We start from the raw sequence: 26,570 nt of genomic DNA on the forward strand, positions 1-26,570 counted from the left end.
CCCCGCCCTCATCTATGAGGAAGAGGACCTGGTGAAGCGGACGATCCGCGACCTCTACGACAAGGACATCGACGAGGTCTGGGTCGAGGGCGAGGCCGGCTTCAAGGAAGCGCGCGAGTTCATGCGCATGCTGATGCCGTCCCAGGCCAAGAAGGTTCAGCCCTATCGCGAGCCGATGCCGCTGTTCGTGAAGTACCGGATCGAGGACCACCTCAGCCAGATCTATTCGCCGGTCGTGCCGCTGAAGTCCGGCGGCTACCTGGTGATCAACCAGACCGAGGCCCTGGTCGCCGTCGACGTGAACTCCGGCCGCGCCACCCGCGAGCGGAATATCGAGGCCACCGCGCTCAAGACCAACATGGAGGCGGCCGAGGAGGCCGCTCGCCAACTGCGCCTGCGCGACCTGGCCGGCCTGATCGTCATCGACTTCATCGACATGGATGAGTCGAAGAACAACCGCGCGGTCGAGAAGAAGCTGAAGGACTCGCTGAAGGACGACCGCGCCCGCGTCCAGATGGGCAAGATCAGCTCCTTCGGCCTGATGGAGATCAGCCGCCAGCGCCGCCGCTCCGGCGTGCTGGAAGGCACCACCCACGTCTGCGAACACTGCGGCGGCGCCGGACGCGTGCGTACGGTGGAGTCCAGCGCCCTCACCGCGCTACGCGCCCTGGAGATCGAGGCCCTGAAGGGCGGCGGCGAGGCGACCCTGAAGGTCCCGCGCGCGGTCGGCCTCTATATCCTCAATGAGAAGCGCAACCACCTGGCGCGCGTCCATGAGAGCCTGGGCCTGTTCATCACCATCGTGATCGACGACGCCCTGGCCCACGCCGACCATGAGATCGAGCGGACCTCCAGCGAAACGCGGCCTGAACACCAGGCCCTGATCAGCCGCGCCCCGATCCAGGCCTACCAGCCGGTCGACGAGGATCTCGCCGACGAAACCTACGAAGACGAAGACGAAGAAGAGCTCGAGGACGAGGACGAGGACGAGGACGAAGAGGCGATCGAGCGCGAGGCCACCGACGACGATGAGGCCGAGCATCGCCTGCAGGACGCCGAAGACGGCGATGACGATCGCGGTCAGCGCCGCGGTCGCCGCCGGCGGCGTCGCGGTCGCCGCGATGGCGAGCCGCGCGAGGCCGCCGATCGCCCCGCGGCCGCCGCGGTTCCCGCTGCGGCCGAAGCCGCCGGTTCCGACACCGAGGACGACGGCCAGGGTGGCCGGCGTCGCCGCCGTGGCCGCCGGGGCGGTCGCCGGATGCGCGACGACGGGCGTCCGACCGACGTGTTCTCCTGGACGCGCCCGTGGGTGCCCTATGGCGACGACCCGTTCGTCTGGCACGATCCGGCGGAAGACATTCCGACGCCGCGTGCGCCAGTGGCCGCCAATGACGAACGTCCGGTCGCCGCCGCGCCGGCCTCGCAGGTGCAGCCGGTGATCAACGGTCCGGATGTCGATGTCTGGGTCGAGCTGCCCGCCGTCGACGACAAGCCGAAGAAGACCCGCTCGCGCCGAGGCCGCGGACGCGGTCGTGGCGAGGACGGCGAGAGCGTCGTCGAGGCTGAAGCGCCCGTCGCCGAGCCGGTTGTCGAGGTCGAGCCCGAGCCCGAACTCGCTCCGGCCGTTGAGGAAGCGCCGGTGAAGAAGCCGCGCGCCCGCCGCACCAAGGCCTCCGTCGCCGCCGAGGCCGCGGCGGCCGAAGCGGTCGTGGAGCCCGCGCCGGAAGCCGCCGCCCAACCCGAGCCGGAACCTGCTCCAGCGCCGGCGCCGGCTCCAGCCCCCACGGTGGTGGCCGTCCGCGAGCCGGATCCCGCCGAAATCACCGCCAAGCCGCCGGCGGCGGCCCGCAAGGGCTGGTGGCGACGGGGCTAGCCCCTAAATGCGCTTTCGGGCCCGGTTTCCACTCGGCCCGAAAGCGCGCTAGGCTTCGACCAACGGTTTGGCGAGGGGCGCTAGGAGTTTGTTCGGCATGGTCTCCCCTGCCCGTCCTTTTTCCCGCCTCGCCCTGGCGGCGACCGTCGCCTTCAGCATCGCGCTTCCCGCCGCGCCCGCCCGCGCCCAGGATGAGGGCATCGCCCTGATCCGCGATACCGAGATCGAGGAGATTCTACGCAAGGACTCCGAGCCCCTGTTCAAGGCGGCGGGCGTCGACTCGAAATCCATCGAGATCCTGCTGATCGGCTCGAAGGAGCTGAACGCCTTCGCCGCGCCCAGCACCATGGCCGTCTTCACCGGCCTGATCCTGGAATCCGACAATCCGAACCAGCTTCAGGGCGTCATCGCCCACGAGGTCGGCCACCTGGCCGCCGGCCACTCGGCGCGTTCGGGAGAGATGAGCTCGGCGGGCATGAGGCCCTTCCTGCTGACCATGGGACTGGGTGTCCTGGCGGCCCTGGCCGGCGCCCCCGACGCGGCCGCCGGCCTGGTGGGCAGCGCGAGCTATTTCGGCACCCTGGGCGCGATGGGCTACAGCCGCGAGCAGGAGAGCCGGACCGACCAGGCCGGCGCGGCGATGCTCGAGCGGGCTGGAATTTCGGGCAAGGGCCTGGCCGACTTCTTCGACAAGTTCCGCTACCAGGAAGTGTTCCAGGAGGCGCGCCGGTTCGCCTACTTCCGGTCCCATCCCCTTTCGTCGTCGCGGATCGACTCCCTTCGTCACCGGGTGGCGCAGAACGCCAGCTACGACAAGGTCGACACGCCTGAGGCGATCGAAGAGCACAAGGTCATGAAGGCCAAGCTGGACGGGTTCCTCAACCCGACTACGGCCATCGTGAAGTACGGTGAGAAGGACACGAGCTACGCCGCGCGCTACGCTCGCTCGATCGCCTACTACCAGATGAAGCAGCCCGATCAGTCGCTGAAGCTGATCGACGCCTTGCTGATCGAGCAGCCCAAGAACCCCTACCTCTGGGAGCTCAAGGGCCAGGTGCTGTTTGAGTTCGGCCGCGCCAAGGAGGCCGAGCAGCCCCAGCGCAGGTCGGTCGAACTGAAGCCGGACGCGCCTCTTCTGCGGGTCAATCTGGGCCAGACCCTGATCGCCCTGGACGAACCGGCCAAGATCGAGGAAGGCGCGGCCGAGCTGCGCAAGGCGCTCACCCAGGAAGACGACAACGCCGTGGCCTGGCGGCTGCTGGCCCAGGCCTATGACAAGCAGGGCAAGGAGGGCCTGGCCCGCCTGGCGACCGGCGAGTACCACTTCGCGCTCGGCGACGCTCAACAGGCGCGGGTCTTCGCCATGCGCGCCCGAGAGAAGCTGACCAAGGACACCCCGGAGTGGCGGCGGGCCACCGACATCGTGCTCACCTCCAAGCCCAGCAAGGACGACCTGAAAGATCTTGCCAGGGAAGGCTCGATCGTCCGCAGCTCCACGCGCTAGCGCCTGGCCGGCCGATCGCCTATTTCCGCAGGATGACCCCGATGTTCCGCACCGCCGTGGCGCTCGCCGCCCTCCTGTCGCTCACCGCCTGCCAGAAGGCCGAGGACGCCGCCTTCGGCCAGAAGGTCCGCGCCTATCTGCTGGAACATCCCGAGGTGATCGAGGAAGCGGTCCAGAAACTGCAGGAGAAGAAGCAGGTCGAGGCGGCCAACGTCGCCAAGGTGGGCCTGGTCAAGCACCGTGACGCCCTGGAGCGCGACCCGCGGGACTTCGTGGCCAATCCGAACGGCAAGATCACCGTGGTGGAGTTCTTCGACTACCGCTGCGGCTACTGCAAGGTCAGCGCTCCGGAGGTCCTGAAGCTGATCGAGGAGAACCCCGATGTCCGGTTCGTCTTCAAGGAATTCCCGATCCTGAGCCGCGAGTCGGCCGTGGCCGCCCAGGTGATCCTCTCGTCCAAGGCCAAGCCCAAGACGCTCGAGCTCCACCGCGCCTTCATGGGCGAAAAGGCGCTCAGCGAGGACAGCATCTACCGCCACCTGCGCGCCGCCGGCGTCGATCCGACGGTGGCCAAGGCCGACGGCGAAGGCGCGGCGGTGATGAAGCACCTGGCCGACACCCGCGCCCTGGCCGGAAACCTCGGCATCGACGGCACCCCGGCCTTCATCGTGGGCGACCGGATGATCTCCGGCGCGGACATGGCCGGCCTGCGCGCGGCGATCGCCGAGGCCAAGACTGCCAGCCTGAAGACCATCAACCAGGCCAAGGTCGACGCCCCCACGGGCTAGGCCCGCCGCCAGCGGAGCGGGCCGTCTGCGGGTCTACAACGCGGGCGCCTCCCCTACGTCAGGCTTTCCGGCGCGGCGCGGCGCGGCTAGGCTTGATTCTACGCTTAAGCGCCAGTCCGTCGAGACGGAGGCCAGGACGCAGAATGCACGAACGCGTGCTGGTGATCGGGTCGGGAATCGCTGGGCTGTGCGCCGCGCTGGCGCTGGCGCCGACCGGGCGCGACATCGTGATTCTCGAGCGCGACCCGCCGCCGCCCAAGGGTGATCCCGACACCGCCTTTGACGACTGGAGCCGCCGCGGCGTCGGCCACCTGCGCCACAGCCACGCCTTCCTGGCCAGGCTGCGCACCCTGATCCGCGACGAGCATCCGCGACTGCTGGCCGACCTATTGAGCGCCGGCTGCCGCGAGATCGGCTTCGAGAGCATGCTCACCGACCTGCACAAGGCCGACTATCGGCCCGAAGCCGTCGACCGCGACCTGGTGGTGCTGACCAGCCGCCGCACCACCCTGGAGCTGGTCATGCGCCGCTATGTGGAGCGCTGGCCCAATGTGCGCGTGGCCTCGGAGACCTTCGTGCGCAAGCTGCTGGTGCAGCACGACCCCCAGGGTCTGCGGGTGGTGGGGGTGTCCGTCGTCGATGCGGCCGGGCCGCGCGACGTGATCGGCGACCTGGTGATCGACGCCGGGGGCCGCACGTCATCGGGGATCGAACAGCTGGTCGAGGCCGGGGCGCCGATTGTCGAGGAGACCGAGACCTGTGGCATCCTCTACTTCACCCGCCACTACCGGCTGCTGCCCGGGGTGAGTGAGCCGCCGCGCGGCAAGGCGCCGGGCACCGGCGACCTCGGCTTCCTGAAGTTCGGGGTGTTCCCGGCCGACAACGGCTGCTTCTCCATCACCCTGTGCGTGCCCGAGATCGAGATGGAGCTGCGTAAGGCGATCGTCGCCCCGGAGGTGTTCGACGCCATCTGCGGGCGGATGCCAGGCCTGGTTCCCTGGATCGACCCGGCGACCGCCCAGGGCGTCAGCCGAGTGTTCGGCATGGGCGAGCTGAACAGCCGCTGGCGCGACCTGGCCAAGGATGGCGCCCCGGCGGTCATCGGCTATTTCGCCGTGGGCGATAGCCTGATCCGCACCAATCCGCTCTATGGCCGGGGCTGCTCCTTCGCCGCCGTCGGGGCCTATCTGTTGCGCGACGTGCTTGTGGAGACCGACGATCCGGTGGTGCGGATGGTCGACTTCCAGGAGCGGGTCACCCGCGAGCTGCGGCCCTACTACACCACGATGCGCGACCAGGACCGTTCAGCCATCAAGCGGGCGCAGCAGACCTTGACCCCCGGATTCCGACCCAGCCTGAAAGGCCGCGTGTTGAAGAGCTTCATGGAGGATGGGGTGAGCATCGCCATCCGCTCCGACACCCAGCTCCTGCGCCAGGCGCTGCGTGGCTTCCACATGCTGGAGCATCCCTCTGCCTGGCTGAAGAAGCCTGGCAACCTGGCCAAGGTCCTGGGCTATTGGGTCGCCGGCCGCCAGCAAAAGGCCGCGGCCTATCCGCCCAAGCCCGGCCCGGACCGCGAGACCCTGATGCGCGCCATCGGTCTGGAGCCGGAAGCCGACATGCTGAAGGTCGCCGTGACCGGCTCCAAGACCAGGGCCGCCCTGCGCGAAGGCGTCGTCCAGACGCCCTAGTCGTCCGCTGGCCGGTTGAACAGCCCGCCGGCCGCTATCTGCTCGCGCATGGCCTCGGGCGCGGCGGTGGCCATCTTGTCCATCTCCACCAGCTCCGGCGGCACGTACCAGTGCAGGGTGTCGGCGTGGTAGGCCTCCCACACCACCTTGGCGACCTCGATCGGCGGGATGGCGCGGAACAGGCCTTCCTTGGGCGCGTTGGCCACCGCCTCGGGGGGCAGGATCGGGGTGTCGATCAGGCCCGGCAGGACGTCGGCGACCCGCACGCCATAGGCTTTGAACTCCACCGACAGGGCCTCCGACAGACCCTTCACAGCGTGCTTGGTGGCCGAATAGACCGCGATCCCCGGCATGCCGAAGGTGGCCGAGGACGACGAGGTGGTGAAGCAGAGCGAATTGGGCGTCGCCTTCAGCAGGCCGATCCCCTCGTGGATGCCGATCAGCACCCCCATCAGGTTGACCTGGACGACGGCGATCACGTCCTCGAACGGCTGATCCGCGAAGGGTCCGCCCCGGCCGATGCCGGCGTTATTGAACAGTATGTCCATCTGGCCCCCCGTGGCCTCGCCGAACGCCGCCAGGGCGGCGCGGTAGTCCTCGCGGTCGGTGACGTCGAGCGTGCGGACCACGCAACTTCCGGCCCCCAGCTCGGCCTCCAGCGCCGTCAGGCCCGCCCCGTTGACGTCGTAGCCGCCGACGAACCAGCCCTTGCCCGCGAATAGCCTGGCGGTCTCGCGGCCCATGCCCGAGGCCGCGCCGGTGATGAAGATCGACTTGCGTCCGTTCGCCAGGCTCATCAGATCAGGCCCGCCGCGGGCGAGGACGCCTCACCGAACACCTTCTTGGGCATGCGACCGGCCAGATAGGCCTCACGGCCAGCGATCACCGCGTGTTTCATGGCCCGCGCCATGCGGATCGGGTCCTTGGCGTTGGAGATGGCGGTGTTCATTAGCACCGCGTCGCAGCCGAGCTCCATGGCCAAGGTCGCGTCGGACGCGGTGCCAAGACCCGCATCCACCAACACCGGGACCTTGGTTTGGTCGATGATGATCTTGAGGTTCACCGCATTGAGGATGCCCAGGCCCGAGCCGATGGGGGCGGCCAGGGGCATGATGGCCGCGGCGCCGGCGTCTTCCAGCTTGCGCGCGAACACCGGGTCGTCGGTGCAATAGACCATCACCTGAAAGCCCTCGGCGATCAGCATCTTCAGGGCCCGCAGGGTCTCTTCCATGTCCGGATAGAGCAGGTTGGGATCCGACAACACCTCAAGCTTCACCAGGTCCCAGCCTCCGGCCTCGCGCGCCAGGCGCAGGGTGCGCACCGCCTCCTCGCCCGTGAAGCAGCCGGCGGTGTTGGGCAGGAAGGTGAAGCGATCGGGCTTCACGTGGTCGACCAGCATGGGCTGGCTGGGATCGCTGAGGTTCACCCGGCGCAGGGCCACGGTGACGATCTCCGCGCCGGCGGCCTCGGCGGCCGCGGCGTTTTCCGCATAATCCTTGTACTTGCCGGTGCCCACGATCAGCCGCGAGGTGAAGGTGCGGCCCGCGACCGTCCAAGTGTCCTGGTTGTGAACCGACCCGTCCATGTCAGCCGCCTCCGATAAAATGCACGATCTCGATACGGTCGCCGTCGGCGAGCGCGGTGGCGCCATAGGCCGAGCGCGGCACGATTTCCAGGTTGCGTTCCACCGCCACCTTACGCGCGTCAAGGCCCAGTTCCGCCACCAGGGCGGCGATGCTGGACAGGCCTCCGAAGGCCCGTTCCTCGCCGTTGATAGTCAAAGTCATGACGACCTCGTGAAGCGCCAAATCGCCGAATGCTTGTGACCCCCGCCGCCGACCGTTACAAGACGGCGGAATCGACGGCGGAGCCGAATGTCGAAACCGATCTATGTGCTTAGCGGACCGAACCTCAACCTCCTGGGGGTCCGAGAGCCGGAGATTTACGGAAAAGAGACCCTGGACGACGTCCGCACCCGGTGCGAGCGACGTGCGGGCGCTCTAGGTCATGCCATCGTCTTCCGGCAATCCAACCACGAAGGCGAGCTGATCGACTGGGTCCAGGAGGCCCGGATCGAGGCCTGCGCCCTGGTGATCAATCCGGCGGGTTACGGCCACACCTCCGTCGCCCTGCTGGACGCCTTGAAAACGCTGGATATTCCGGTCATCGAGTGCCACCTCTCGAACCCGGCGGCGCGCGAGGCGTTCCGCCGCGAAACCTATGTCTCGCTGGCCGCGACCGGAGTGGTCTCCGGCTTCGGCGGGGCGAGCTATGAACTGGCCGTCGAGGCCGCCGCGGGCCTCGTCCGCTAGGTCTCAACCAAGTTAAGGATTTTCATATGGCTAGCAGTCCCAAGGCTCCTGCCGATCCGATCGACGCGCGTCTGGTGCGCAAACTGGCCGACATCCTCACGGACACCGGCCTCTCGGAAATCGAAGTCGAGCGTGACGGACTGAAGATTCGCGTCGCCAAGACCCTGACGTCGGCGCCGATCCACTACGCGCCGCCCGTGCAGCAGGCCCATGCGGCCCCCGCGGCGGCTCCGGCCGCCGAGACCGCTCCCGTCCCTGCGGCGGAAACGCGCAGCAAGGCCGACACCATCAACTCTCCGATGGTCGGCACCATCTACCTGCAGCCCCAGCCGGACGCGCCGCCGTTCATCAAGGTGGGCGACGCCGTCGCCATCGGCCAAACCCTGATGATCGTCGAGGCGATGAAGACCATGAACCCCATCCCGGCGACCAAGGCCGGCAAGGTGGTGGAGATCCTCGTCGAGGATGGGCAGCCGGTCGAGTTCGGCGAGCCGCTCGTCGTCGTCGAGTAGGACGATGTTCGAGAAAATCCTCATCGCCAATCGCGGCGAGATCGCCCTGCGGGTCCACCGGGCCTGCAAGGAAATGGGCATCTCCACGGTGGCGGTCCATTCCGAGGCCGACGCCGGCGCCATGTGGGTGCGGCTGGCCGACGAAAGCGTCTGCATCGGCCCGGCCCCGGCGGCCAAATCCTATCTGAACATCCCCTCGATCATCGCCGCGGCGGAGATCACCGGGGCCCAGGCGATCCATCCAGGCTACGGTTTTCTTTCGGAAAACGCCCGCTTCGCCGAGATCGTCACCGCCCACGGCTTCACCTTCATCGGCCCCAAGGCCGAGCACATCAAGATGATGGGCGACAAGATCACCGCCAAGCAGGCGGTAAAGGACGCGGGCATCCCCGTGGTGCCCGGCTCCGATGGCGCCGTGACCACCGAGGAAGAGGCCTTCGCCGCCGCCAAGGAAATCGGCTTCCCTGTCCTGATCAAGGCCGCCGCCGGCGGCGGCGGTCGCGGCATGAAGGTCGCCCAGAACCAGGACGAGCTCTACGAGGCGGTCTCCACCGCCCGCGCCGAGGCTCGCGCGGCCTTTGGCGATGACGCGGTCTATATGGAGCGCTATCTCCAGACCCCGCGCCATATCGAGCTGCAGGTGATCGCCGACAGCTTTGGCAATGTCTGCCACCTGGGCGAACGCGACTGCTCCCTGCAGCGCCGCCACCAGAAGGTGCTGGAAGAAGCCCCCTCCCCGGTCATCGACGCCGCGGCCCGCGCCAAGATCGGCAAGGTGGTGGTCGATGCGGTCAAGGCCATCGGCTATCTGGGTGTCGGCACCATCGAGTTCCTGTACGAGAACGGCGAGTTCTTCTTCATCGAGATGAACACCCGCCTGCAGGTCGAGCATCCGGTCACCGAGGCCATCACCGGCATCGACCTGGTCCGAGAGCAGATCCGCATCGCCGCCGGCATGCCCCTGTCGTTCAAGCAGGAGGACGTGGTCTTCGAGGGCCACGCCATCGAGTGCCGCATCAACGCCGAGAACCCGAAGACCTTCGTCCCCTCGCCGGGCCTGGTCACCGACTTCCACGCCCCAGGCGGCCTGGGCGTGCGGCTCGATAGCGCCCTCTACGCCGGCTACACGATCCCGCCCTACTACGACAGCCTGGTGGGCAAGCTCATCGTCCACGGCCGCGACCGCGAGGAATGCATCGCCCGCCTCAACCGTTGCCTGGGCGAGATGGTGGTCGGCGGCATCGAGACCTCGATCCCGCTGTTCCAGGACCTGCTGCAGCAGCCCGACATCCTGGCCGGCAAGTACGACATCCACTGGCTGGAACGATGGATGAAAGCCCAGTCAGAGGCGTAGCCCCCCCGCGCGCCACAGGCCGTCAGCCGTGAGCGGGCGGTTCGGGGCGCAAGAGCTGCTGGACTGCTACGCGCGCGGCGTCTTTCCCATGGCCGACGCCCGGGAGGACGACCGGGTCTTCTTGATCGATCCCGAGAAGCGCGGTGTCCTGCCGTTGGCCGGCTTCCACGTCTCGCGCCGACTGGCCCGCACCATCCGCGCCGAGCCGTTCGAGATTCGTATCGACGCCGCCTTCAGCCAGGTGGTCGAGCTATGCGCCGCGGCCACGCCGGGCCGGACGGAGACCTGGATCAACGGGGTGATCGAGCGCCTCTACGGCGATCTGTTCGAGTTAGGCCACGCGCACTCCGTCGAGTGCTGGAAAGACGGCCGGTTGGTCGGCGGTCTCTATGGCGTGTCGCTGGCGGGCGCCTTCTTCGGCGAGAGCATGTTCTCACGGGCCACCGACGCCTCGAAGGTGGCCTTGGCGCATCTGGTGGCGCGGCTGATCGCCGACGGCTTCGTGCTGCTGGACGCCCAGTTCATGACCGAGCACCTGACCCAGTTCGGCGCCGAGGAGATCCCGCGCGCGGAATACCGCCGCAGGCTGGGCCGCGCCCTGGGGCGCGAGGCCGAGTTTCAGCGCAGCGCTGTGGGCGGCGGCGCCGCGGCTCTGCAGGTGATCAGCCAGGCGTCGTAGACCGGATGCTCCAGCGGGTTCAGCCCCGGCGAGGCGGCGTACATCCAGCCCCGGAAGGCTTGGCGTGGGGCCGGGACCGGCTTGCCGGGCGCAGGGCGCGGCTGGGATTCCACAGTCAGGTGGACCATGGAGTCCTCAACCGCCTCATCCTCGGCCGAGCGCTCGCAGGCCTTCACCGTGAACACCAGGTTCTTGTAGCGCACGGGTTTTCCGACCGCAGCCTCGAAGCGCATGGATTCGGCGGTCACCTTGTCCAGGGCCTGGATCACCGCCACGTCGTAGCGCGTGCGCTTGATGGCGGCTTCCGCCGGCTTGGCCGCGACCTGGGCCTTGGGTGGCGGCGCGGGGGCCACCTCGGCGGCCTCGATGGGCGGCGTGACGATCGGCGGCGGGGCGACGACCTGGACCGGCGGCGCCTCCTCGGCGGGCGCGGCGTCGGGGTTCGGCGACGGCACGGCCAGCGGCGGAGGCTGGACGGGCGGCGGGGCCGGCGCGGGCTGGGCCACGACGATCCCGGCCACGGCGACCGCGCCCAGGGCCGCAAGGCCCGCGAAGATCGAACGCCGCGCCATGACTATTCCGGCCGCCAGGCCTCGTAGTCGCCGGTCGCCTTCTGGCGCTCGCCGCCACGGGCGATGGAGCCCTTGGGCCGCCAGGCGTGGACCGTGCCGGTCAGGTTGGGGATGTGATCCCGCTCCCAGGCCTGGCGCTTCAGCGGCTCGAGGGTCGGGGGCTCCTCGAAGGTGTGGTGCAGCCAGCCGTGCCAGTCGGGCGAGACCTTCGAGGCCTCGGCATAGCCGTCGAAGATCACCCAGCGGCGCTTGCGGCCGTCATAGGAATCCTTGGTGTCCTTGGCTTCGTAATATTTGTTGCCGTTCTCGTCCTGGCCGATGAAGACGCCGCGGCGGCCCACGGTGAACCGGATGCCGATGGTCGCGCCGTTCCACCAGGTGAAGATATCTTTGAGCACGTTTGGGAGTTCCGGACAGAGCTACGAAGCGGGCGGACTATAGGTCCCGGGCCCCCAGGCGTCCAGCGACCCAAGCGTCGCAATATGTTGGGGATGGTCGCGACCGCGACCACAACATCTGTTGCTCGGCAAGGCGGCTCTCCCTAGACTCGCGGCTTGGGAGAACCATGCATGCGTAGCGAGACGGCGAGGATCGAGCGACGGCTTCTGGAGCGCGCCGCGAGCGTCGCCGAGGTGCTGGCGCCCGCCTCCTGGACCGACGCGCGGGTCGAGGCCTGGCTCGACTGGCTGGACGAGACCTCCGACCTTCCCGCCGCCCTCTTCCGCTACGCCGAGGACCTGGTCCAGCGCGGCGATGTGGCCGGCCTGTTCGATTCGGCCCGCTCGCGCGGCGGATTCCGGCGCGACCTGGGCGCGGCCATGCTCTCGGGCCAGATGGCCATCTCCGCGCCCCGGCTCGGGCAACGCATGCCGCTGGTCCAGGCCGCCGACGGCGAGTTCGCCGGCGCCCTGGTCACCCTGCGGGCCGAACATCGCGGCCGCGCCATGGCTCGGGCGGCCATGCGCGAGCTCACCACCCGGCTGCAGGCGGTCATGGACGCCATCCTGCGCTGCGAGGGCGACGCCGCCGCCTGCGCCGACGTCCGCGCCAACGCCAGCCTGGCCCGCGCCGCCGAGACCGCCCGCGCGGCCGGCGCCACCGACGCCATGATCCTGGACGCCGTCGCCCTGGCCAGGGCGGGCGAGCACGACTGGTCGGCGCTCGAGCCGGTGTTCAGCGACGTCGACGGCCTGGAGCTGGTCTGCGTGACGGGCGAGGAGCCCGATCCGCGCCTCGCCGTCGCCGCCTGGGAGACCGGCGCGGTGGCCGCGGTCTTCTCCGCCGAGGCTGGCCAGGCCGTGGCGCGCGGCTGGGGCGGGGTGCGCGGGGCGCTCAATGTGCTGGCCTTCGGAGCCGGACAGGATTTCGACGCTCCGGGTTTCGACGCGGCCGTGGCGCTGCTGGGGGTGGCCCTGGCCACGGCGGCCGATGATCGGCCCGCGGCGCTTGGCCTCGCGGGAGTGGCCGACTGGCTGGTGGCCCAGGGGCTCGCCTATGATTCGCCGGCCGGACGCAGCGCGGCCCAGGAGCTCTATCGCCGCGCCAGCTCGGCCCTGATCTCCAGCGGCGCCAAGCTGAATGGCGGCCTGGCGGTGTTCGACGATCCGGAGTTGGCCCTGCGGCTTGGCGGGGCTGGCGCCTCGGCCGCGCCTTGGCTCGGGCCGATCACCGTCGCCGAGACGGAGGACGGCGCCATCGCCCGCGTGCTGTCGGAGGCGAGCCTGCAGGGCCTCACCGTCCTCGGCGGCGACATCGCCCAGGCCCGGGCGCATCTGCTGGGCCGCCTGGACCTCTCCGAAGCCCCGGGGGTGAGCCACGCGGCCCTGCGCGCCAAGGGCTTCACCGATCACGAGATCGCCGCGGCCGAGGCCGCCCTGCCCTTCGCCACGCGGCTATCCGACGCGTTCGCCGCCATAGACGCCGGCTTCCTCTGCGACGTGCTGGGCGCCACCGACGCCGATCTGGCCGATCCCTCGTTCGACGTCCTGAAGCTCGCGGGCTTCACCGACGCCGAGGTGGCGCAGGCCGAGGAGTACGCCCTGGGCTCCGGCGCCCTGGCCGAGGCCGAATTCCTGACCCCCGCCCAACAGGCGGTGTTCCGCACCGCCGACGACCTGGGCCCCGCGCCCTATTTCGCCCTGCTGGCGGCCATCCAGCCGACCCTGTCGGCCCCCGCCATGCCGGACCTGGAGTTGGAGTGGGACACCACCCCCACCGACGCCCGCGCCCTGATGAGCGCCGCGGCCCGCGCCGGCGTGGTCGCGATCCGGGTCCGCCGCGCTCCGGCCCCCGCCGATCTGTCGCTGGACCTGCCCAGGGCCTCCGAGCCGCCGCCACGCGCCGCCCGCGACTTTGGTCCCGACGCCAAGGAGCGCCCGGCCCCGGAACGGATCGTCGAGCGCATCGTCGAGCGCGACCGCACCCGCCGCAAGCTGCCCGACCGCCGCAAGGGCTATATCCAGAAGGCGGCCGTGGGCGGCCATAAGGTCTATCTGCACACCGGCGAGTATGACGACGGCGAGCTGGGCGAGATCTTCATCGACATGCACAAGGAAGGCGCGGCCTTCCGATCGCTGATGAACAACTTCGCCATCGGCATCTCCATCGGCCTGCAGTACGGCGTGCCGCTGGAGGAGTTCGTCGACGCCTTCGTGTTCACGCGATTCGAGCCCGCCGGTCCCGTCACCGGCAACGACTCGGTACGCTCGGCGACGTCGATCCTCGACTACATCTTCCGGGAACTGGGCGTGTCCTATCTGGCCCGCGACGACCTCGCCAACGCCGATCCGGGGGAGCTCAACGCCGACGGCCTGGGACGCGGCAAGCTGGACGACGCCGAGGAGCACGCCGGTGAACCCCAGCCCGCCAGCCACTTCATCTCCCGCGGCTTCGCCCGCGGCGCGGCTCCCGACAACCTGGTCTTCCTGCCCTCGGCCAAGGAACGCGGCCAACCGCCGAACGCGCTCGAGGCCGATGTCTGCGCCGCCTGCGGCGACGTGGCCGTGGTGCGCAAGGGCGCCAGCCTGATCTGCGAGACCTGCGGGGTGCGGGCGGACGGCCACGGCGGGGACATGACCGGCTAGAGGGTGGGTCAACCGCGTTCACGATCAATCAGGTCTTAAAGCTTGGCCTGTAGACCTTGACGGTCATCGGGTCGGAGACCGTCATGAAACCGCCGGTAGTTATGTTGGGCTTGGCCCTCCTCGTGGCGGCCGTTCCCGCGGCCGCCCAGAACAGCGGCCAGATCGCCCAGGCCCAGCGCGGCGCAAGCTGCCCCAAGTGCAATCTCTTCCAGGCCGACTTCACCGGCCTTGAGGTCCAGGGCCGCAGTTTCGCCGGCGCGCGCCTGCGCCAGTCGGATATGTCGCTGGCGGTCATGAACCGCACCAACTTCGCCGGAGCCGACCTGCGCGACGTCGAGGCCTATGGGGCGGTGCTGTCCGGCGGCAACTTCACCGGCGCCGACCTCACCCACGCCAACTTCGTGGGCGCCTATCTGGTGGGGTCGAATTTCACCGGTGCGAAGCTGGAGGGGACCAATTTTTCCGGCGCCAGCCTGAACGGCGCCAAAGGCCTGTCGCAAGCTCAACTCAATCGAGCGTGCGGCGATCCCTCGACCGGTCTGCCGCCGGGCCTGCGGATCCCAGCTTGTTGAGAACGGTTCGCTAAGTCGCTGAGAATTACCGCGAATTAAGTAGCCTCTCGCGGGTTGTACAGGCACATCATCAGGCCATGGATCGCAATACCCGACCCCTGACGCCCCGGTTCGCCGCCCTGCTGGCCGCGATCGCCGCCACCACCGCCTTCGCGCCCGGCCTCGCCAGCGCCGCCATTGGTGACAAGGACGTGGCCCGGATGGTCTCCTTCGGCGGCGCCTGCAGCCGCTGCGAGCTCTCTGGTCGCAAGCTCAACGGCGCGCAGTTCATGGGCGCGAATTTCTCCGGCTCGGCCCTGGTCGGCTCGGACCTGCGCGACGCTCGGTTCTTCGGGGCCAATTTCGCCGGCGCGGACCTGTCGCGCGCCGATCTCTCCGAATCCGAGATGGTCGGCGCCAACTTCGCCTCCGCTGTCCTGGTCGACGCGCGGATGCGCTCGGTGGAAGCCAAGGGCGTGAACTTCGCCTCGGCCAACATGACCCGCGTCGACATGCGAGATTCCGAGGCCGTCGGCTCCAACTTCGCCAAGGCCAACATCTCGTCCGGCCGCTTCCAGGCCGCGGCCATGAACGGCGTGAACCTGGCCAAGGCCGACGCCCGCGGCGCCAGCTTCCGCGACGCGGAGCTGTCCGGCGCGACCATGGTCGGCGGGCGGTTCGACGAGGTCTCGTTCCGCGACGCCGACCTCGACGGCGCCAACCTGATTGGCGCCACCTTCGCTGGCGCCGACTTCCGCGACGCCAGCCTACGTCACACCCATATCATTGGAACCGACCTCTCTCGCGCCCGGGGGCTCAACCAGGATCAGATCGACGAAGCCTGTGGCGACGCCTCGACCAAGCTACCCGCAGGCCTGACCGCGCGGTCGTGCAGCCGCAAGATCCGCTTCGTCGGCGCCCATCACGCACCGGTTCCGGCCGTAAAGGCCATGCCAGCGGTTCCCCCGGCGCCGCCCGCGCCCCGCTATATCGTCGCGAACGACTAAGCGTCTCCGCCCGCGCCGTCAGACCTTGATCGGCGGCGCGAGCCGGATGTGCAGTTCCTTGAGCTGACGCTCCTCGACTTCCGACGGGGCGTTCATCAGCAGGTCCTGGCCTTGCTGGTTCAGCGGGAAGGCGATCACCTCGCGGATGGCGGTCTGGCCGGCCAGCAGCATGACGATCCGGTCGATGCCGGGCGCCAAGCCCCCGTGCGGCGGCGCGCCGTGGCGGAAGGCGTTCAGCATGCCGCCGAACTGCTCCTCGACCACGTTGGAGCCATAGCCCGCAACCTCGAAGGCCTTCAGCATCAGCTCCGGACGGTGGTTCCGGATCGCGCCGGAGCACAGCTCATAGCCGTTGCAGACGATGTCGTACTGATAGGCCAGGATCGACAGCGGATCCTGGGTCAGCAGGGCCTCCATCTCGCCCTGCGGCATCGAGAAGGGGTTGTGCGAGAAGTCGACCCGCTTTTCGTCCTCGTTCCATTCGAACATCGGGAAGTCGACGATCCAGACGAACTCGAAGCGGTTCTCGTCCACCAGCTTCAGGTCGGTTCCAACCTTGGTCCGCGCATTGCCGGCGAACTTGGCGAACACCTTCGGATCGCCGGCTACGAAGAATGCGGCGTCGCCCTGCCCCAGACCGAGCTGGCCCATGACCGCGCCGGTGGCGTCCGGGCCGAGGTTCTTGGCGATCGGGCCGCCCCAGCCGCCCTGGTCCTCGCTCCAGAAGATGTAGCCGAGGCCTGGCTGGCCCTCGCCCTGGGCCCAGCTGTTCATGCGGTCGCAGAAGGCGCGGCTCCCGCCCTTCGGCGCCGGGATGGCCCAGACGGCGTTCTTAGCGTCCTCGAGGATGCGGGCGAACAGGCCGAAGCCGCCGCCACGGAACCGCTCGGACACGTCCTGCATGATCAGCGGATTGCGGGTGTCGGGCTTGTCCGTGCCGTACTTCTGCATGCTCTCCCGGTACGGGATGCGCGGGAACGGATAGGGCGTCACCGGCTTGCCGTCGGCGAACTCCTCGAAGACGCCGTGCATCACCGGCTCGATGGCCGCGAACACGTCTTCCTGCGTCACGAAGCTCATCTCGACGTCGAGCTGGTAGAATTCCAGGCTGCGGTCGGCGCGCAGATCCTCGTCCCGGAAGCAGGGCGCGATCTGGAAATAGCGGTCGAAGCCCGAGACCATCAGCAGCTGCTTGAACTGCTGCGGCGCCTGGGGCAGCGCGTAGAACTTGGTCGGATGCAGCCGCGAGGGCACCAGGAAGTCGCGCGCGCCCTCCGGCGACGAGGCCGTCAGGATCGGCGTCTGGTACTCGAGGAAGCCCTGGCCGATCATGCGGTTGCGGATCGAGTGGATGACCTTCGAGCGCAGGACGATGTTCTTGTGCAGGGTCTCGCGACGCAGGTCGAGATAGCGGTGCTTCAGCCGGATCTCTTCGGGATAGTCGGGCTCTCCAAACACCGGCAGCGGCAGCTCGGCGGCTTCCGACAGCACCTCGACCGTGCGCACCCGCACCTCAACCTCGCCGGTCGGCAGGTTGGCGTTGATGGTCTCAGCCGAACGGGCGACCACCTCGCCATCCACCCGGATCACACTCTCGGCGCGCAAGCGCTCGATGACGTCGAAGCCGGGGGTCTCCGGGCTGATGACAAGCTGGGTCAGGCCGTAGTGGTCGCGCAGGTCGATGAAGACCAGACCGCCATGGTCGCGCTTACGGTGGATCCAGCCCGAAAGTCGGACGGTCTGGCCCGTGTCGGCGGCGCGCAAGGCGCCCGCGGTATGGCTGCGGTAGGCGTGCATTTGGAGTCGCTTGGGCTCTGAAAATCGAGGCGCGGAAGGGCGCATGTAGGCCCCCGAAAGTCAAGGCGAGCCGCGCGTCTTGGCGGCTTGACCGTTCCCGAAACCCGGTGACAAATCGGCCTTCCCGGCGCCTGCCGACCTCAACCGACGAGTCGCGGATGGACCCGGGTCCCGACCTAGAGCATCACCACCATCACCACACCGGCCGCCGCTGGTTGGATATCGTGCTGGGCGTCTCGGCGATCACCATCTCGGTGATCTCGCTGTTCGTGGCCGTCCACCACGGCAAGACCATGGAACAGATGGTCGAGGCGACGACCTGGCCCTACGTCGACTTCGCGTTCAGCAGCCGCGACGCAAACGGCGCGCCGGGCGTCAGCCTGTTCGTGATGAACTCGGGCGTGGGGCCGGCCAAGATCGAGAGCTTCGAGATTTTCCACGGCGGCCGCGCGATCGAGAATGGCCGGGCGCTGTTGGACGCCTGCTGCCAAGGCGACGGGGAAGAACGCGCTAAGTATATGAACTCGTCCGTCAGCGACCGCGTCCTGCCGGCCAAGGAGACGATCGTGTTCTTCCTGGCCAAGGCCGACGGCCTATCGGCCGGTCAGATGGATCGCCTTCGCAAGGTGCTGCCAGAGTTGACCGCGCGCATCTGCTATTGCTCGGTCCTGCACGAGTGCTGGATCCGTGACAGCAGTGCGCCAGGGCCAGAAGAGACGAAATCCTGCGCCGCTCCCAAGGTCGCCTACAACGACAAATAGCCCGACCGGTCGGTTACTTCGCGGGATCGACCAGGGCCTGGTAGACCAGGGTCCGCGACAGGCCGCCCAGGTCGCCCGTGCCGCTATACTGCTGGACCATGCCGACGAAGATCACGTCGTTGGTGGGATCGACCCAGAACCAGGTCCCGGCCGCCCCGCCCCAGCTCATGGTCCCCTTGCCTTCCAGAGTGCCGGCCCGGCGCGGATCATCGACGACCATGACGTCGAGGCCGAAGCCGATCGACTCGTTGAAGAACGACGCCGCTGAGCCGTTGGAGGTCACCAGGGCGGCGGCGGGGATCTGGTTGGTCCCCATCATCTCCACCGAGGCCGGCGACAGGATCCGCGCTCCGTCCAGCTCGCCGCCATTGGCCATCATCTGGGCGAAGCGTGCGTAGTCGGCCGTGGCGCCGACCAGGCCGCCTCCGCCGGATTCGAAGGGCGGCGGCTTGGTGAAGTCCTGCACCTGGGGATTGTCCGGACTGACCACGGCCTCGACAATCTGCTTGGTCTTGGGATCCTCGCCGTAAACGGCGGCCAAGCGCGGGACCTTGTCGGCAGGAACCATGAAGGCGGTGTCGGTCATCTTCAGGGGTTTGAAGATGCGGCTGTCCATGAACTGGCCCAGGGTCTGGCCCGACAGCCGCTCGATGATCGCGCCCTGCAGATCGACGGCGACGCTGTAGGACCAGCGCTCTCCGGGCTGGAACAGCAGCGGCAGGCCGGCCACCTTGGTGGTCAGGTCCTGCAGGCCGTTGGAGCCCAGCACCTGCTGCTCCTGGTACATCTTGTCCACCGGGTGGCGGTCCGACAGGCCATAGCCGAAGCCCGCCGTGTGGCTCATCAGCTCGCGCATGGTGGGCGCGCGCCGGACCGGCGCCAGGGTCGGCTGACCCTTGCTGTCGAGGCCCTTCCAGACCTTCAGGTCCTTCAGCTCGGGCAAGAACTTGGTGACCGGGTCGTCCAGCCGCCAGCGGCCCTCCTCGAACAGGATCATCATGGCCACGCCGGTGATCGGCTTGGTCATGGAATAGATGCGGAAAATGGCGTCCTTCTGCATCGGCTGGCCGGTGGCCGCGCTCATCTTGCCATAGGTGTTAGTCGCCACGACCTTGCCGTGACGGGCCAGCAGGGTCTGCATTCCCACCACCCGTCCGTCGGCCACGGCCTTGGCCATGGCGGCGTCCAGTTTCTTCAGCCGCTGGGAGTCGAAGCCCACCGATTCGGGGCTGGCGGCGGCGGCCAGGGCCGGGGCGCGCGCCTGGGCGTGGACGCCCGGCGCGGTCGTGAGGCTGAGCGTCGCGACGGCGAGGGCGGTCGCAAGAAGATGGACGCGGCGCGTCATGATGTTTCCCCCCGGATTTTTCTTGTTGCGCCGAGCTTACCCCGCGGGCGGCAAGGCGGACCAGCCTCGAAACCTCGCTTCGACTCGACCTCAGGTCGCGCGCGAAGCGCGGATCGTGTTCAGATATAGGTCGAAATAAACGTGAGTGTGTTCAGCATAATGAAATATATGTTGGTTGAACGGAAACATTTTCGATCTCGATGGTTGTGTCATCGAAGCGAGAACGCAGATATGCCAAACCCTACTATAATATTTGTCGACGACGACTTCATATGCAATCTCGATATCTGCGAAATCCTTCGCAAAGCAGACTTCACGGTGGTGACGACCTATTGCTCTTCCGCTGCGTTCGAGGCCATCTCCACTGGTGGTCGTCTGTCCGGCCTGGTGACAGACATCGACCTTGGGCCCGGGGCCGATGGGTTCGAGGTCGCGCGCCGCGCCCGCGCCGCCTATCCTGACCTGCCGATCATCTATATCTCCGGGACCGCCGCCGCGCGGCATTCGTTGGAGGGGGTCGCCGACTCGACCTTCCTGTCCAAACCCTGCCCGCCCCACCAGATCGTCGCGGCGTTGAATCGCGCGATCCGGCTCGAGGCGGTCTGAGCGCTCTGCCGAGCCGCCCCGGCCCTGGATCTCGCGGGCTTCTTCCTGGCCGCCGCCCTCGCTGTGGCGACGAGCGGTTAGGCAGGACACGACGAAGGCCTGGGTTAGACTGGCGACCTCAATTCAGGCCCGGGGCCGCCTTGAACCGCATCATCATCCTCGGCTGCGCCGGCAGCGGCAAGACCACCCTGGCGCGCCAGCTGGCTAGGCGGATCGCCGCGCCCGTCATCTGCCTGGACGAGATTTGGGAGCATCTCGGGAAGGACAACCTTGGGCGCTTTCGCGAGATGCTGACCGAGGCCCACGCCAGCGAGGCCTGGGTCAGCGACGGGAATTTCGCCCTGGCGACCTTCGACATCCGCCTGCCGCGCGCGGACCTGGTGATCTGGCTCGACCGGCCTCGCCTGTCCTGCGCCTGGCGCGCAACGATGCGCGTGTTTCAGCCCGGCCAGCACCACCGGCCCCGCGACGTTGCAAAGGTGCTTCGGTTCATCTGGGGCTTCGACCGCATCAACCGCCCGCGCATCGAGGCGGCGCGCGCCGAACACGGCCTGCATGCGCCCGTCGTCCGCCTGCGAAACGATCGGGAAATCGCCGCCCTCCTGCGAGCGGCCCGCCCTACTTCGGCTTGAACCGCTTGCTGGTCGGGAAGCCCTTGGGCGCCAGCTTGCCGGCCGCAGCCCGCTTGGCCAGCCAGTCGCGCCATTCGCCCCAGACCCGCGTGCGGCCGGCGGTGTCGATCCAGGTCGCCCCCTCCTCGGCCTTGAACACGATGGCGTCGCGCAATCCGCCCTCGCGATAGGACTGCAGCTTGACGCCCTTGCCTCGTGGCATTTCCGGCAGCTCGGCCATCGGGAAGATCAGGATCTTGCCGTTGTCGCCGATGACCCCCAGGTGGTCCCCGGTGGCCGGCAGGGCGAAGGCCGCCCCCTTGGCGCCGGCATTGAGCACCTGCTTGCCGGCTCGGCGGAACGAGATGGCTTCCTCCTCGGGTAGGACGAAGCCGTAGCCCTCCTTCGAGGCGATCACCCGCTTGGTCCCCGGCCTGTGGGGGAAGACGTCGACGATGGCGGTCTTGTCGTCCAGGTCCAGCATCAGCCGCAGTGGCTCGCCGTGGCCGCGCGCCGACGGGAGCTTGTCGCAGGGGATAGTGAAGAACCGGCCGTCTGAGGCGAAGATCAGCAGCTTGTCGGTGGTCTCGGCGGGGACCACGAAGCCGTGCTTGTCGCCTTCCTTGTACTTGAGCTCCGACGGGTCCTCGACCTTGCCTTTGGCCGCTCGGATCCAGCCGCGGTCGGAGAGGATCACAGTGATCGGCTCGCGCACGATCATCGCCTCGATGGCGGCGTCGGCGTCGACCGTGGGGGCGTCCTCGAAGATCGAGCGGCGGCGGCCCAGTTCAGTGTCGGGACCCAGGACCTTGCGCACGGCCTTCAGGCCGTGACCGACCAGCTTCCACTGCTGCTTGTCGGAGGCCAGCATGGTCATCAGACCGTCGCGTTCCTCGGCGAGCTCGGCGTGCTCGCGGCGGAGCTCCATCTCCTCCAGCTTGGCCAACTGGCGCAGGCGGGTGTTGAGGATGGCGTCGGCCTGGAGATCGCTAAGCGCGAAGGCCTCGATCAGTTTGGCCTTGGGATCGTCCTCGTAGCGGACGATGCGGATCACCTCGTCCAGGTTGAGGTAGGCGATCAGCAGGCCGTCGAGGATGTGCAGCCGGGCTTCAATCTTGCCCAGCCGGTGCCGGGCGCGGCGCACCAGCACTTCGCGGCGGTGGTCCAGGAAGGCCTGCAGGGCCTGGCGCAGGCCCATGACACCGGGCGAACCGCGGGCGTCCAGCACGTTCATATTGACCGGGAAGCGGGTCTCCAGGGCCGAGAGCTTGAACAGGCTCTCCATCAGCACCTCGGGCTCGACATTGCGGCTCTTGGGCTCGAGGACCAGGCGCACGTCCTCGGCGCTCTCGTCGCGCACGTCGCCCAGCAGCGGGGCCTTCTTGTTCTCGATCAGCTCGGCGAGTTGTTCGACCAGGTCGGCCTTCTTCACTTGGTAGGGGATCTCGGTGATGACGATCTGATAGGTCCCGCGACCGCCGTCTTCCTTTTCCCAGCGCGCGCGCACCCGCACCCCGCCCCGACCGGTGGCGTAGGTCTCGATCATCGAGGCCTTGGGCTCGACGATGACCCCGCCGGTCGGGAAGTCCGGCCCCAGGACGTGCTCAGCCAATTGCTCGGTGGAGGCCTCGGGATTGTCCAGCAGCAGCAGGCAGGCGTCGATCAGCTCGGCGGCGTTGTGCGGCGGGATCGAGGTGGCCATGCCCACGGCGATGCCGCTGGAGCCGTTGGCCAACAGGTTCGGGAAGCCGGTGGGCAGGACGACGGGCTCTTCGTCCTGGCTGTCATAGGTGGGCTTGAAGTCGACGGCGTCCTCGTCGATGCCGTCCAGCAGCAGCATGGCCGCGGCGGTCAGCTTGGCCTCGGTGTAGCGCATGGCGGCGGGGTTATCCCCGTCGATATTGCCGAAGTTGCCCTGGCCGTCGACCAGCGGATAGCGCTGGGAGAACTCCTGAGCCATGCGCACCAGGGTGTCGTAGATCGACTGGTCCCCGTGCGGGTGATAGCCGCCCATCACTTCGCCGACGACCTTGGCGCACTTGCGCGCCGCGTTCTCGGGATTGAGGCGCATCTCACGCATGGCGTAGAGCACGCGGCGCTGCACGGGCTTCAGGCCGTCGCGCACGTCGGGCAGGGCCCGGTCGGTGATCACGGAGAGCGCATAGGCGAGATAACGCCGCGACAGGGCCTCGGTCAGGGGCTCGTCGATGATGCGGGCGCCGTCCCCGTCGCCGGGCGGCTGGGTGAGAACTGTCATGTCGAATCGGACCTAAGGAGTTCCGTCCCTTCTAGCGGCCCGCGCGCGCGCCGTCCCCGCGACGGAAAGACTCTTCACAGCGATCTCTTCAGTTCGGCCACCCCGAACAGCATCAGGATCGCCCCGGAGACCCGGTCGATCCATCTGCGCGCCGTGGGTCCGATGGCGCGCCGGCTGAGCGCCATGGCCCCGACCAGACCGCACCACCACAGCATCGAGCCCGCGAAGACCCCGGCCACGGTCAGGACCGCGCCCGGCGCCGAGAAGCCGTCCGCTGGCGCCAAGGCCGCGAAGATCGCGGCGAACATTACGATGGTCGGTGGATTGGTCAGGGTCAGCAGCACCGAACCGGCGAAGATCGCCAGCGGCGCGCCATCCGGCCGCACAGCCGCTTGCGCCTCCGGCTTGCGGCGGAAGGCCTTCAGGCCCAGCCAGATCAGGAACAGGCCCGCGGCCAGGTGCAGTGACTTCTGGTGCGCCAGCATGAAGGCCGAAACCCCCGCGAGGCCCAGCGCCGCGACGCCCGCGAAGATCGCGTCGCCCACTGCGATGCCGGCCCCGGTGGCGATCCCCTGCCCCCAGCCGCGGGTCAGGGTCCGGCGCACGCAGAGCAGGCTCATGGGACCGACGGGGGCGGCGACCGCCAGGCCGACGCCGACGGATTTCAGATAGAGGGGCAGAGCGTCCATGTTGGTCTCTTCGAAGGTTGGGAGAGCAAAAGACCCCGCCGACGGGGTCGGCGGGGTCTTTGGTCGCTGATGGCCTTGGCGGTTCGGCTAGGCCGTCATCCGCACGCACAGCTCCGCCCCGCCGCCTTGGCGACGTTGTTGGGAGACCTGCTGCTGGTAGGTGCGGACCATGGGGCCAGGATAGCCGCGCTTCGCCCGCCAATCTATCCCTCGGCTAGAGCCGTTGCGCCTCGTTGAGCCGGTCCACCAGCCACACGCGGGCCGGCGGTAGCGGCCGGTTCAGGGGACCGAAGACAAATAGCTCCAGGAAGTGGGCCGTCAGGTCGAGGCCGGCGCGGATGTCGCCCTCCGATAAACCGCCCTGGGACGACAGCATGAACGGCGGCAGGGCCAGCAGGCGGTCCTTGTAGGGCTCGCCCGCCGCGCGGCAGACGGCCCGGCCGGTGCGCGGACTGACATAGATCAGGTCGTCCACCGCCCCGGTGGAGGCGCACTTGGAGAGGTCGAGGCCGAAGCCCAGGTCCTGCAGCAGGCCCGCTTCGAAGCGCACGAAGATGGCCGGCCAGATGTCTGGCGCGAGCAGCGACTGGGACAGGGCCTCGAAGGCCAGGAAGGCGCCAGGGTGGGGCTCGCGCTCCGGCAGGGCCGCGGCGGCCACGGCGGCGGCGGCCGAGAGCCCCGCCAACGCCAGGGGATCGTCGAACAGCACCGAAGGCCCCTCGCCCACCGGCTCCAGGGCCGCCGAGCCGAGCTGATCGGACATCCGCGAGCGGTATTGCAGGATCACCCGCGCCCCGGCCTGCAGGAACGGCTTCATCCGTCGCGAGGCGCCGCCGGCCACGTGAGCGACGTACTTGCCGTGCCGCGCGGTCAGCAGTTCGACGATGGCCCCCGTCTCGCCATGGGCGCGGGCCGAGAGGACATAGGCGTCGTCCTCGAATTCCATCAGGGGGCGGCCGCGGCGACGGCGCGCGCCAGCACCGGGCGCCAGTCCGACGCCACCGGCAGGCCGAAGGTCGCGGCCAGCTCCGCCTCGAGCTCGTCCAGGCTCAGGTCGCGGCGCTCCATCGCCCCGTCGCCGGCCCGCACGGTCAGGCGGTTGTCGCGCAGGACGTAGCGCGCCCGGGGCGTGGTCTTGCAGACGATCAGCAGGTGGCGGAAATGCGAGCTGGGATGGGTCGACGAGAACCAGTTGTTCAGCTCGTAGTCCTGGTCGAGCTGGATGTCGGGCGGGATCTGGTAGACCGGCGCCCAGTCCTCGCCGAGTAGGGCCTCCATCAAGACGTCGTCGCCGACCTGCGACAGCCGGTAGGTCTCGTGCGCCGTCGGCTGCGGCCCGCGCTCGGCGAAGCGCAGGGGCGCGGTGGGCACGCAGCTGCCGAAGCCCACGTCGCAGAGCCAGGCCTCGCCGTCGATGGTGACGCGCAGCACCATGTGGGTCCGCTGGCGCAGGGGGGCGTCGAGCGGACGCTGCCACCGGACCCGGGCGATCAGGCCCTCGACCTGGAAGCCGAGCTCGGTCAGCACCCGCTTGAGGAGGCTATTCTGCTCGTAGCAATAGCCGCCGCGCCCGGCGCCGATCAGCTTGGCGTCGATGACCTCCGGCGTCAGGTCGACCCCGCGGTCCAGCAGCACGTCGATGGCTTCGAACGGGATCGAGGCGGGATGCAGCTCCAGCAGCGCGCGCAGGACGTCGAGCGTCGGTTCGCGCGGGCCGTCGTAGCCGATGCGGGCGAAATAGGCGGTGAGATCAGTCATCGCGCTCACCCATGAAGCTCAGGCGTCGAAATCCAGGCCCACATCGCCGTAGAATTCGCGCTTGTCGGCCCAGCGCTCATCGACCTTCACATGGATGAACAGGTGGACCGGCCGGTCCAGCAGCTCGATCAGCTCCTCCCGGGATTTCTGGCCGATCCATTTCAGGGTCTGGCCGTTCTTGCCCAGGATGATCGGGCGCTGGCTCTCGCGCTCCACATAGATTTGCTGCTCGATGCGCACGGAGCCGTCCTTGCGCTCCTCGAAGGCGGTGGTCTCCACCGCCGCGGCATAGGGCAGCTCCTCATGGACCCGCAGGAACAGCTTCTCGCGGGTGATCTCGGCGGCCAGCAGGCGCGCCGGCAGGTCGGCGGTCTGCTCCTCCGGATAGAGCCAGTGGCCCTCGGGCATCAGCTCGGCCAGCCGGGCCTTCAGGTCGTCGACCCCTTGGCCGTCGGCGGCGGAGATCATGAAGACCTCGGAATAGACCCCGGTGTCGAACAGGCGCTGCGACAGGCCCAACAGGCGGTCGCGGCGCATGCCGTCGATCTTGTTGAGCGCCAGTATGGCCTTTTTGCCGGCGGCCTTCAGCCCCTCGACGATCGACTCCACGTCGATGGCCGAGCGCTTGTCGGCCGACTTGGCGCCCGGCTCGGCCGCGGCCAGCTCGGCCACGGAGTCGACCAGGTGGACGATGCAGTCGGCCTCCTGGGCCCCGCCCCAGGCCGAGCGGACCATGGCCCGGTCCAGCCGGCGGCGCGGCGCGAAGATGCCGGGGGTGTCGACCAGGATGATCTGGGCCTCGCCGGCCATGGCCACGCCC

At 68.6% G+C, this 26,570-nt stretch carries 26 protein-coding genes; 14 read left to right on the forward strand and 12 right to left on the reverse strand.

Annotated features, from left to right (window positions below; translation table 11 throughout):
* The 4 genes from Q8Q88_RS06925 to Q8Q88_RS06940 all read left to right on the forward strand — a co-directional run.
* A partial coding sequence (locus Q8Q88_RS06925; protein ID WP_305674468.1) for a ribonuclease E/G occupies window positions 1-1,873 on the forward strand: 1,873 nt, incomplete at its 5' end.
* 97 nt (window positions 1,874-1,970) lie between these two features.
* On the forward strand, window positions 1,971-3,377 hold the full coding sequence (locus tag Q8Q88_RS06930) for a M48 family metalloprotease (protein ID WP_305674469.1): 1,407 nt from the start codon (window positions 1,971-1,973) through the stop codon (window positions 3,375-3,377).
* Window positions 3,378-3,418: 41 nt separating this feature from the next.
* Window positions 3,419-4,165 (forward strand): DsbA family protein, encoded by a 747-nt coding sequence (locus Q8Q88_RS06935; protein WP_371129826.1) that lies wholly within the window; start codon window positions 3,419-3,421, stop codon window positions 4,163-4,165.
* Between the two features lie 143 nt (window positions 4,166-4,308).
* Window positions 4,309-5,856, forward strand: coding sequence for an FAD-dependent oxidoreductase (locus Q8Q88_RS06940; RefSeq protein ID WP_305674471.1), 1,548 nt, complete (start codon window positions 4,309-4,311; stop codon window positions 5,854-5,856).
* Here the strand turns inward: Q8Q88_RS06940 and Q8Q88_RS06945 are convergent.
* Genes Q8Q88_RS06945 through thiS form a run of 3 tightly spaced genes read right to left on the reverse strand, consistent with a single transcriptional unit; the run spans window position 5,853 to window position 7,643 of the window.
* The gene (locus Q8Q88_RS06945) at window positions 5,853-6,653 is read right to left on the reverse strand and encodes an SDR family oxidoreductase (RefSeq protein ID WP_305674472.1); all 801 of its coding nucleotides are present in this window, start codon (window positions 6,651-6,653) and stop codon (window positions 5,853-5,855) included. The two genes, Q8Q88_RS06940 and Q8Q88_RS06945, sit on opposite strands and share 4 nt — an antisense overlap.
* Entirely contained in the window at window positions 6,653-7,441 is a 789-nt protein-coding gene (locus Q8Q88_RS06950; RefSeq protein WP_305674473.1) for a thiazole synthase, read from the reverse strand. The genes Q8Q88_RS06945 and Q8Q88_RS06950 overlap by 1 nt, the downstream gene beginning before the upstream one ends.
* A gap of 1 nt (window position 7,442) precedes the next feature.
* Window positions 7,443-7,643 carry a sulfur carrier protein ThiS gene (gene thiS, locus Q8Q88_RS06955; RefSeq protein ID WP_305674474.1) on the reverse strand — a complete coding sequence of 67 codons (201 nt, stop codon included), beginning with the start codon at window positions 7,641-7,643 and terminating at the stop codon, window positions 7,443-7,445.
* 87 nt (window positions 7,644-7,730) lie between these two features.
* On the opposite strand from thiS, the gene Q8Q88_RS06960 reads away from it, so the two are divergent.
* From Q8Q88_RS06960 to aat, 4 genes are read left to right on the forward strand one after another with little or no spacing between them, the layout of a single operon-like run.
* Window positions 7,731-8,168 (forward strand): type II 3-dehydroquinate dehydratase, encoded by a 438-nt coding sequence (locus tag Q8Q88_RS06960; protein WP_305674475.1) that lies wholly within the window; start codon window positions 7,731-7,733, stop codon window positions 8,166-8,168.
* A gap of 26 nt (window positions 8,169-8,194) precedes the next feature.
* Window positions 8,195-8,680, forward strand: coding sequence for an acetyl-CoA carboxylase biotin carboxyl carrier protein (gene accB, locus Q8Q88_RS06965; protein ID WP_305674476.1), 486 nt, complete (start codon window positions 8,195-8,197; stop codon window positions 8,678-8,680).
* A 4-nt stretch (window positions 8,681-8,684) separates the two neighbouring features.
* A complete protein-coding gene (accC, locus tag Q8Q88_RS06970) occupies window positions 8,685-10,034 on the forward strand; it encodes an acetyl-CoA carboxylase biotin carboxylase subunit (RefSeq protein ID WP_305674477.1) in 1,350 nt (449 codons plus the stop codon).
* Window positions 10,035-10,062: 28 nt separating this feature from the next.
* Window positions 10,063-10,713, forward strand: coding sequence for a leucyl/phenylalanyl-tRNA--protein transferase (gene aat / locus Q8Q88_RS06975; RefSeq protein ID WP_305674478.1), 651 nt, complete (start codon window positions 10,063-10,065; stop codon window positions 10,711-10,713).
* On the opposite strand, the gene Q8Q88_RS06980 is transcribed toward aat, so the two are convergent.
* Window positions 10,653-11,285 (reverse strand): DUF2155 domain-containing protein, encoded by a 633-nt coding sequence (locus tag Q8Q88_RS06980; RefSeq protein ID WP_305674479.1) that lies wholly within the window; start codon window positions 11,283-11,285, stop codon window positions 10,653-10,655. The genes aat and Q8Q88_RS06980 overlap by 61 nt on opposite strands.
* Window positions 11,286-11,287: 2 nt before the next feature.
* Window positions 11,288-11,683, reverse strand: a complete 396-nt coding sequence (locus Q8Q88_RS06985; RefSeq protein WP_305674480.1) for an NADH:ubiquinone oxidoreductase subunit NDUFA12 — start codon at window positions 11,681-11,683, stop codon at window positions 11,288-11,290.
* A gap of 171 nt (window positions 11,684-11,854) precedes the next feature.
* Between Q8Q88_RS06985 and Q8Q88_RS06990 the strand changes: the two genes are divergently transcribed.
* From Q8Q88_RS06990 to Q8Q88_RS07000, 3 genes are all read left to right on the forward strand, one after another.
* A complete protein-coding gene (locus Q8Q88_RS06990) occupies window positions 11,855-14,368 on the forward strand; it encodes a ribonucleotide reductase (protein ID WP_305674481.1) in 2,514 nt (837 codons plus the stop codon).
* A gap of 83 nt (window positions 14,369-14,451) precedes the next feature.
* Complete coding sequence (locus Q8Q88_RS06995) at window positions 14,452-14,940, forward strand: pentapeptide repeat-containing protein (RefSeq protein WP_305674482.1); 489 nt, start codon at window positions 14,452-14,454, stop codon at window positions 14,938-14,940.
* Between the two features lie 77 nt (window positions 14,941-15,017).
* Entirely contained in the window at window positions 15,018-15,926 is a 909-nt protein-coding gene (locus Q8Q88_RS07000) for a pentapeptide repeat-containing protein (protein WP_305674483.1), read from the forward strand.
* Between the two features lie 18 nt (window positions 15,927-15,944).
* Here the strand turns inward: Q8Q88_RS07000 and aspS are convergent, their stop codons facing one another.
* Window positions 15,945-17,723, reverse strand: a complete 1,779-nt coding sequence (gene aspS, locus Q8Q88_RS07005; protein ID WP_305674484.1) for an aspartate--tRNA ligase — start codon at window positions 17,721-17,723, stop codon at window positions 15,945-15,947.
* 158 nt (window positions 17,724-17,881) lie between these two features.
* Between aspS and Q8Q88_RS07010 the strand changes: the two genes are divergently transcribed.
* On the forward strand, window positions 17,882-18,484 hold the full coding sequence (locus Q8Q88_RS07010; protein WP_305674485.1) for a hypothetical protein: 603 nt from the start codon (window positions 17,882-17,884) through the stop codon (window positions 18,482-18,484).
* Between the two features lie 13 nt (window positions 18,485-18,497).
* Here the strand turns inward: Q8Q88_RS07010 and Q8Q88_RS07015 are convergent, their stop codons facing one another.
* On the reverse strand, window positions 18,498-19,829 hold the full coding sequence (locus Q8Q88_RS07015) for a serine hydrolase (protein ID WP_305674486.1): 1,332 nt from the start codon (window positions 19,827-19,829) through the stop codon (window positions 18,498-18,500).
* 231 nt (window positions 19,830-20,060) lie between these two features.
* Here Q8Q88_RS07015 and Q8Q88_RS07020 point away from each other — a divergent pair, with 231 nt between their 5' ends.
* Window positions 20,061-20,435: a response regulator gene (locus Q8Q88_RS07020; protein WP_305674487.1), complete on the forward strand. Its 375-nt coding sequence runs from the start codon at window positions 20,061-20,063 to the stop codon at window positions 20,433-20,435.
* Between the two features lie 140 nt (window positions 20,436-20,575).
* Window positions 20,576-21,067, forward strand: a complete 492-nt coding sequence (locus Q8Q88_RS07025; protein ID WP_305674488.1) for an AAA family ATPase — start codon at window positions 20,576-20,578, stop codon at window positions 21,065-21,067.
* Here the strand turns inward: Q8Q88_RS07025 and parC are convergent.
* The 5 genes from parC to era all read right to left on the reverse strand — a co-directional run.
* Window positions 21,054-23,303 carry a DNA topoisomerase IV subunit A gene (gene parC / locus Q8Q88_RS07030; protein ID WP_305674489.1) on the reverse strand — a complete coding sequence of 750 codons (2,250 nt, stop codon included), beginning with the start codon at window positions 23,301-23,303 and terminating at the stop codon, window positions 21,054-21,056. The two genes, Q8Q88_RS07025 and parC, sit on opposite strands and share 14 nt — an antisense overlap.
* A gap of 74 nt (window positions 23,304-23,377) precedes the next feature.
* Window positions 23,378-23,992 (reverse strand): LysE family translocator, encoded by a 615-nt coding sequence (locus Q8Q88_RS07035; protein WP_305674490.1) that lies wholly within the window; start codon window positions 23,990-23,992, stop codon window positions 23,378-23,380.
* A gap of 214 nt (window positions 23,993-24,206) precedes the next feature.
* Window positions 24,207-24,938 carry a DNA repair protein RecO gene (recO, locus tag Q8Q88_RS07040; RefSeq protein WP_305674491.1) on the reverse strand — a complete coding sequence of 244 codons (732 nt, stop codon included), beginning with the start codon at window positions 24,936-24,938 and terminating at the stop codon, window positions 24,207-24,209.
* Window positions 24,938-25,750, reverse strand: a complete 813-nt coding sequence (locus Q8Q88_RS07045; RefSeq protein WP_305674492.1) for an arylamine N-acetyltransferase — start codon at window positions 25,748-25,750, stop codon at window positions 24,938-24,940. Before Q8Q88_RS07045 ends, recO begins: the two co-directional genes overlap by 1 nt.
* Before the next feature lie 18 nt (window positions 25,751-25,768).
* On the reverse strand, window positions 25,769-26,570 hold an 802-nt coding region (gene era / locus Q8Q88_RS07050; protein ID WP_305674493.1), incomplete at its 5' end, for a GTPase Era.

The sequence above is a fragment of the Phenylobacterium sp. genome (genome assembly GCF_030697925.1).
Lineage (GTDB): Bacteria > Pseudomonadota > Alphaproteobacteria > Caulobacterales > Caulobacteraceae > Phenylobacterium.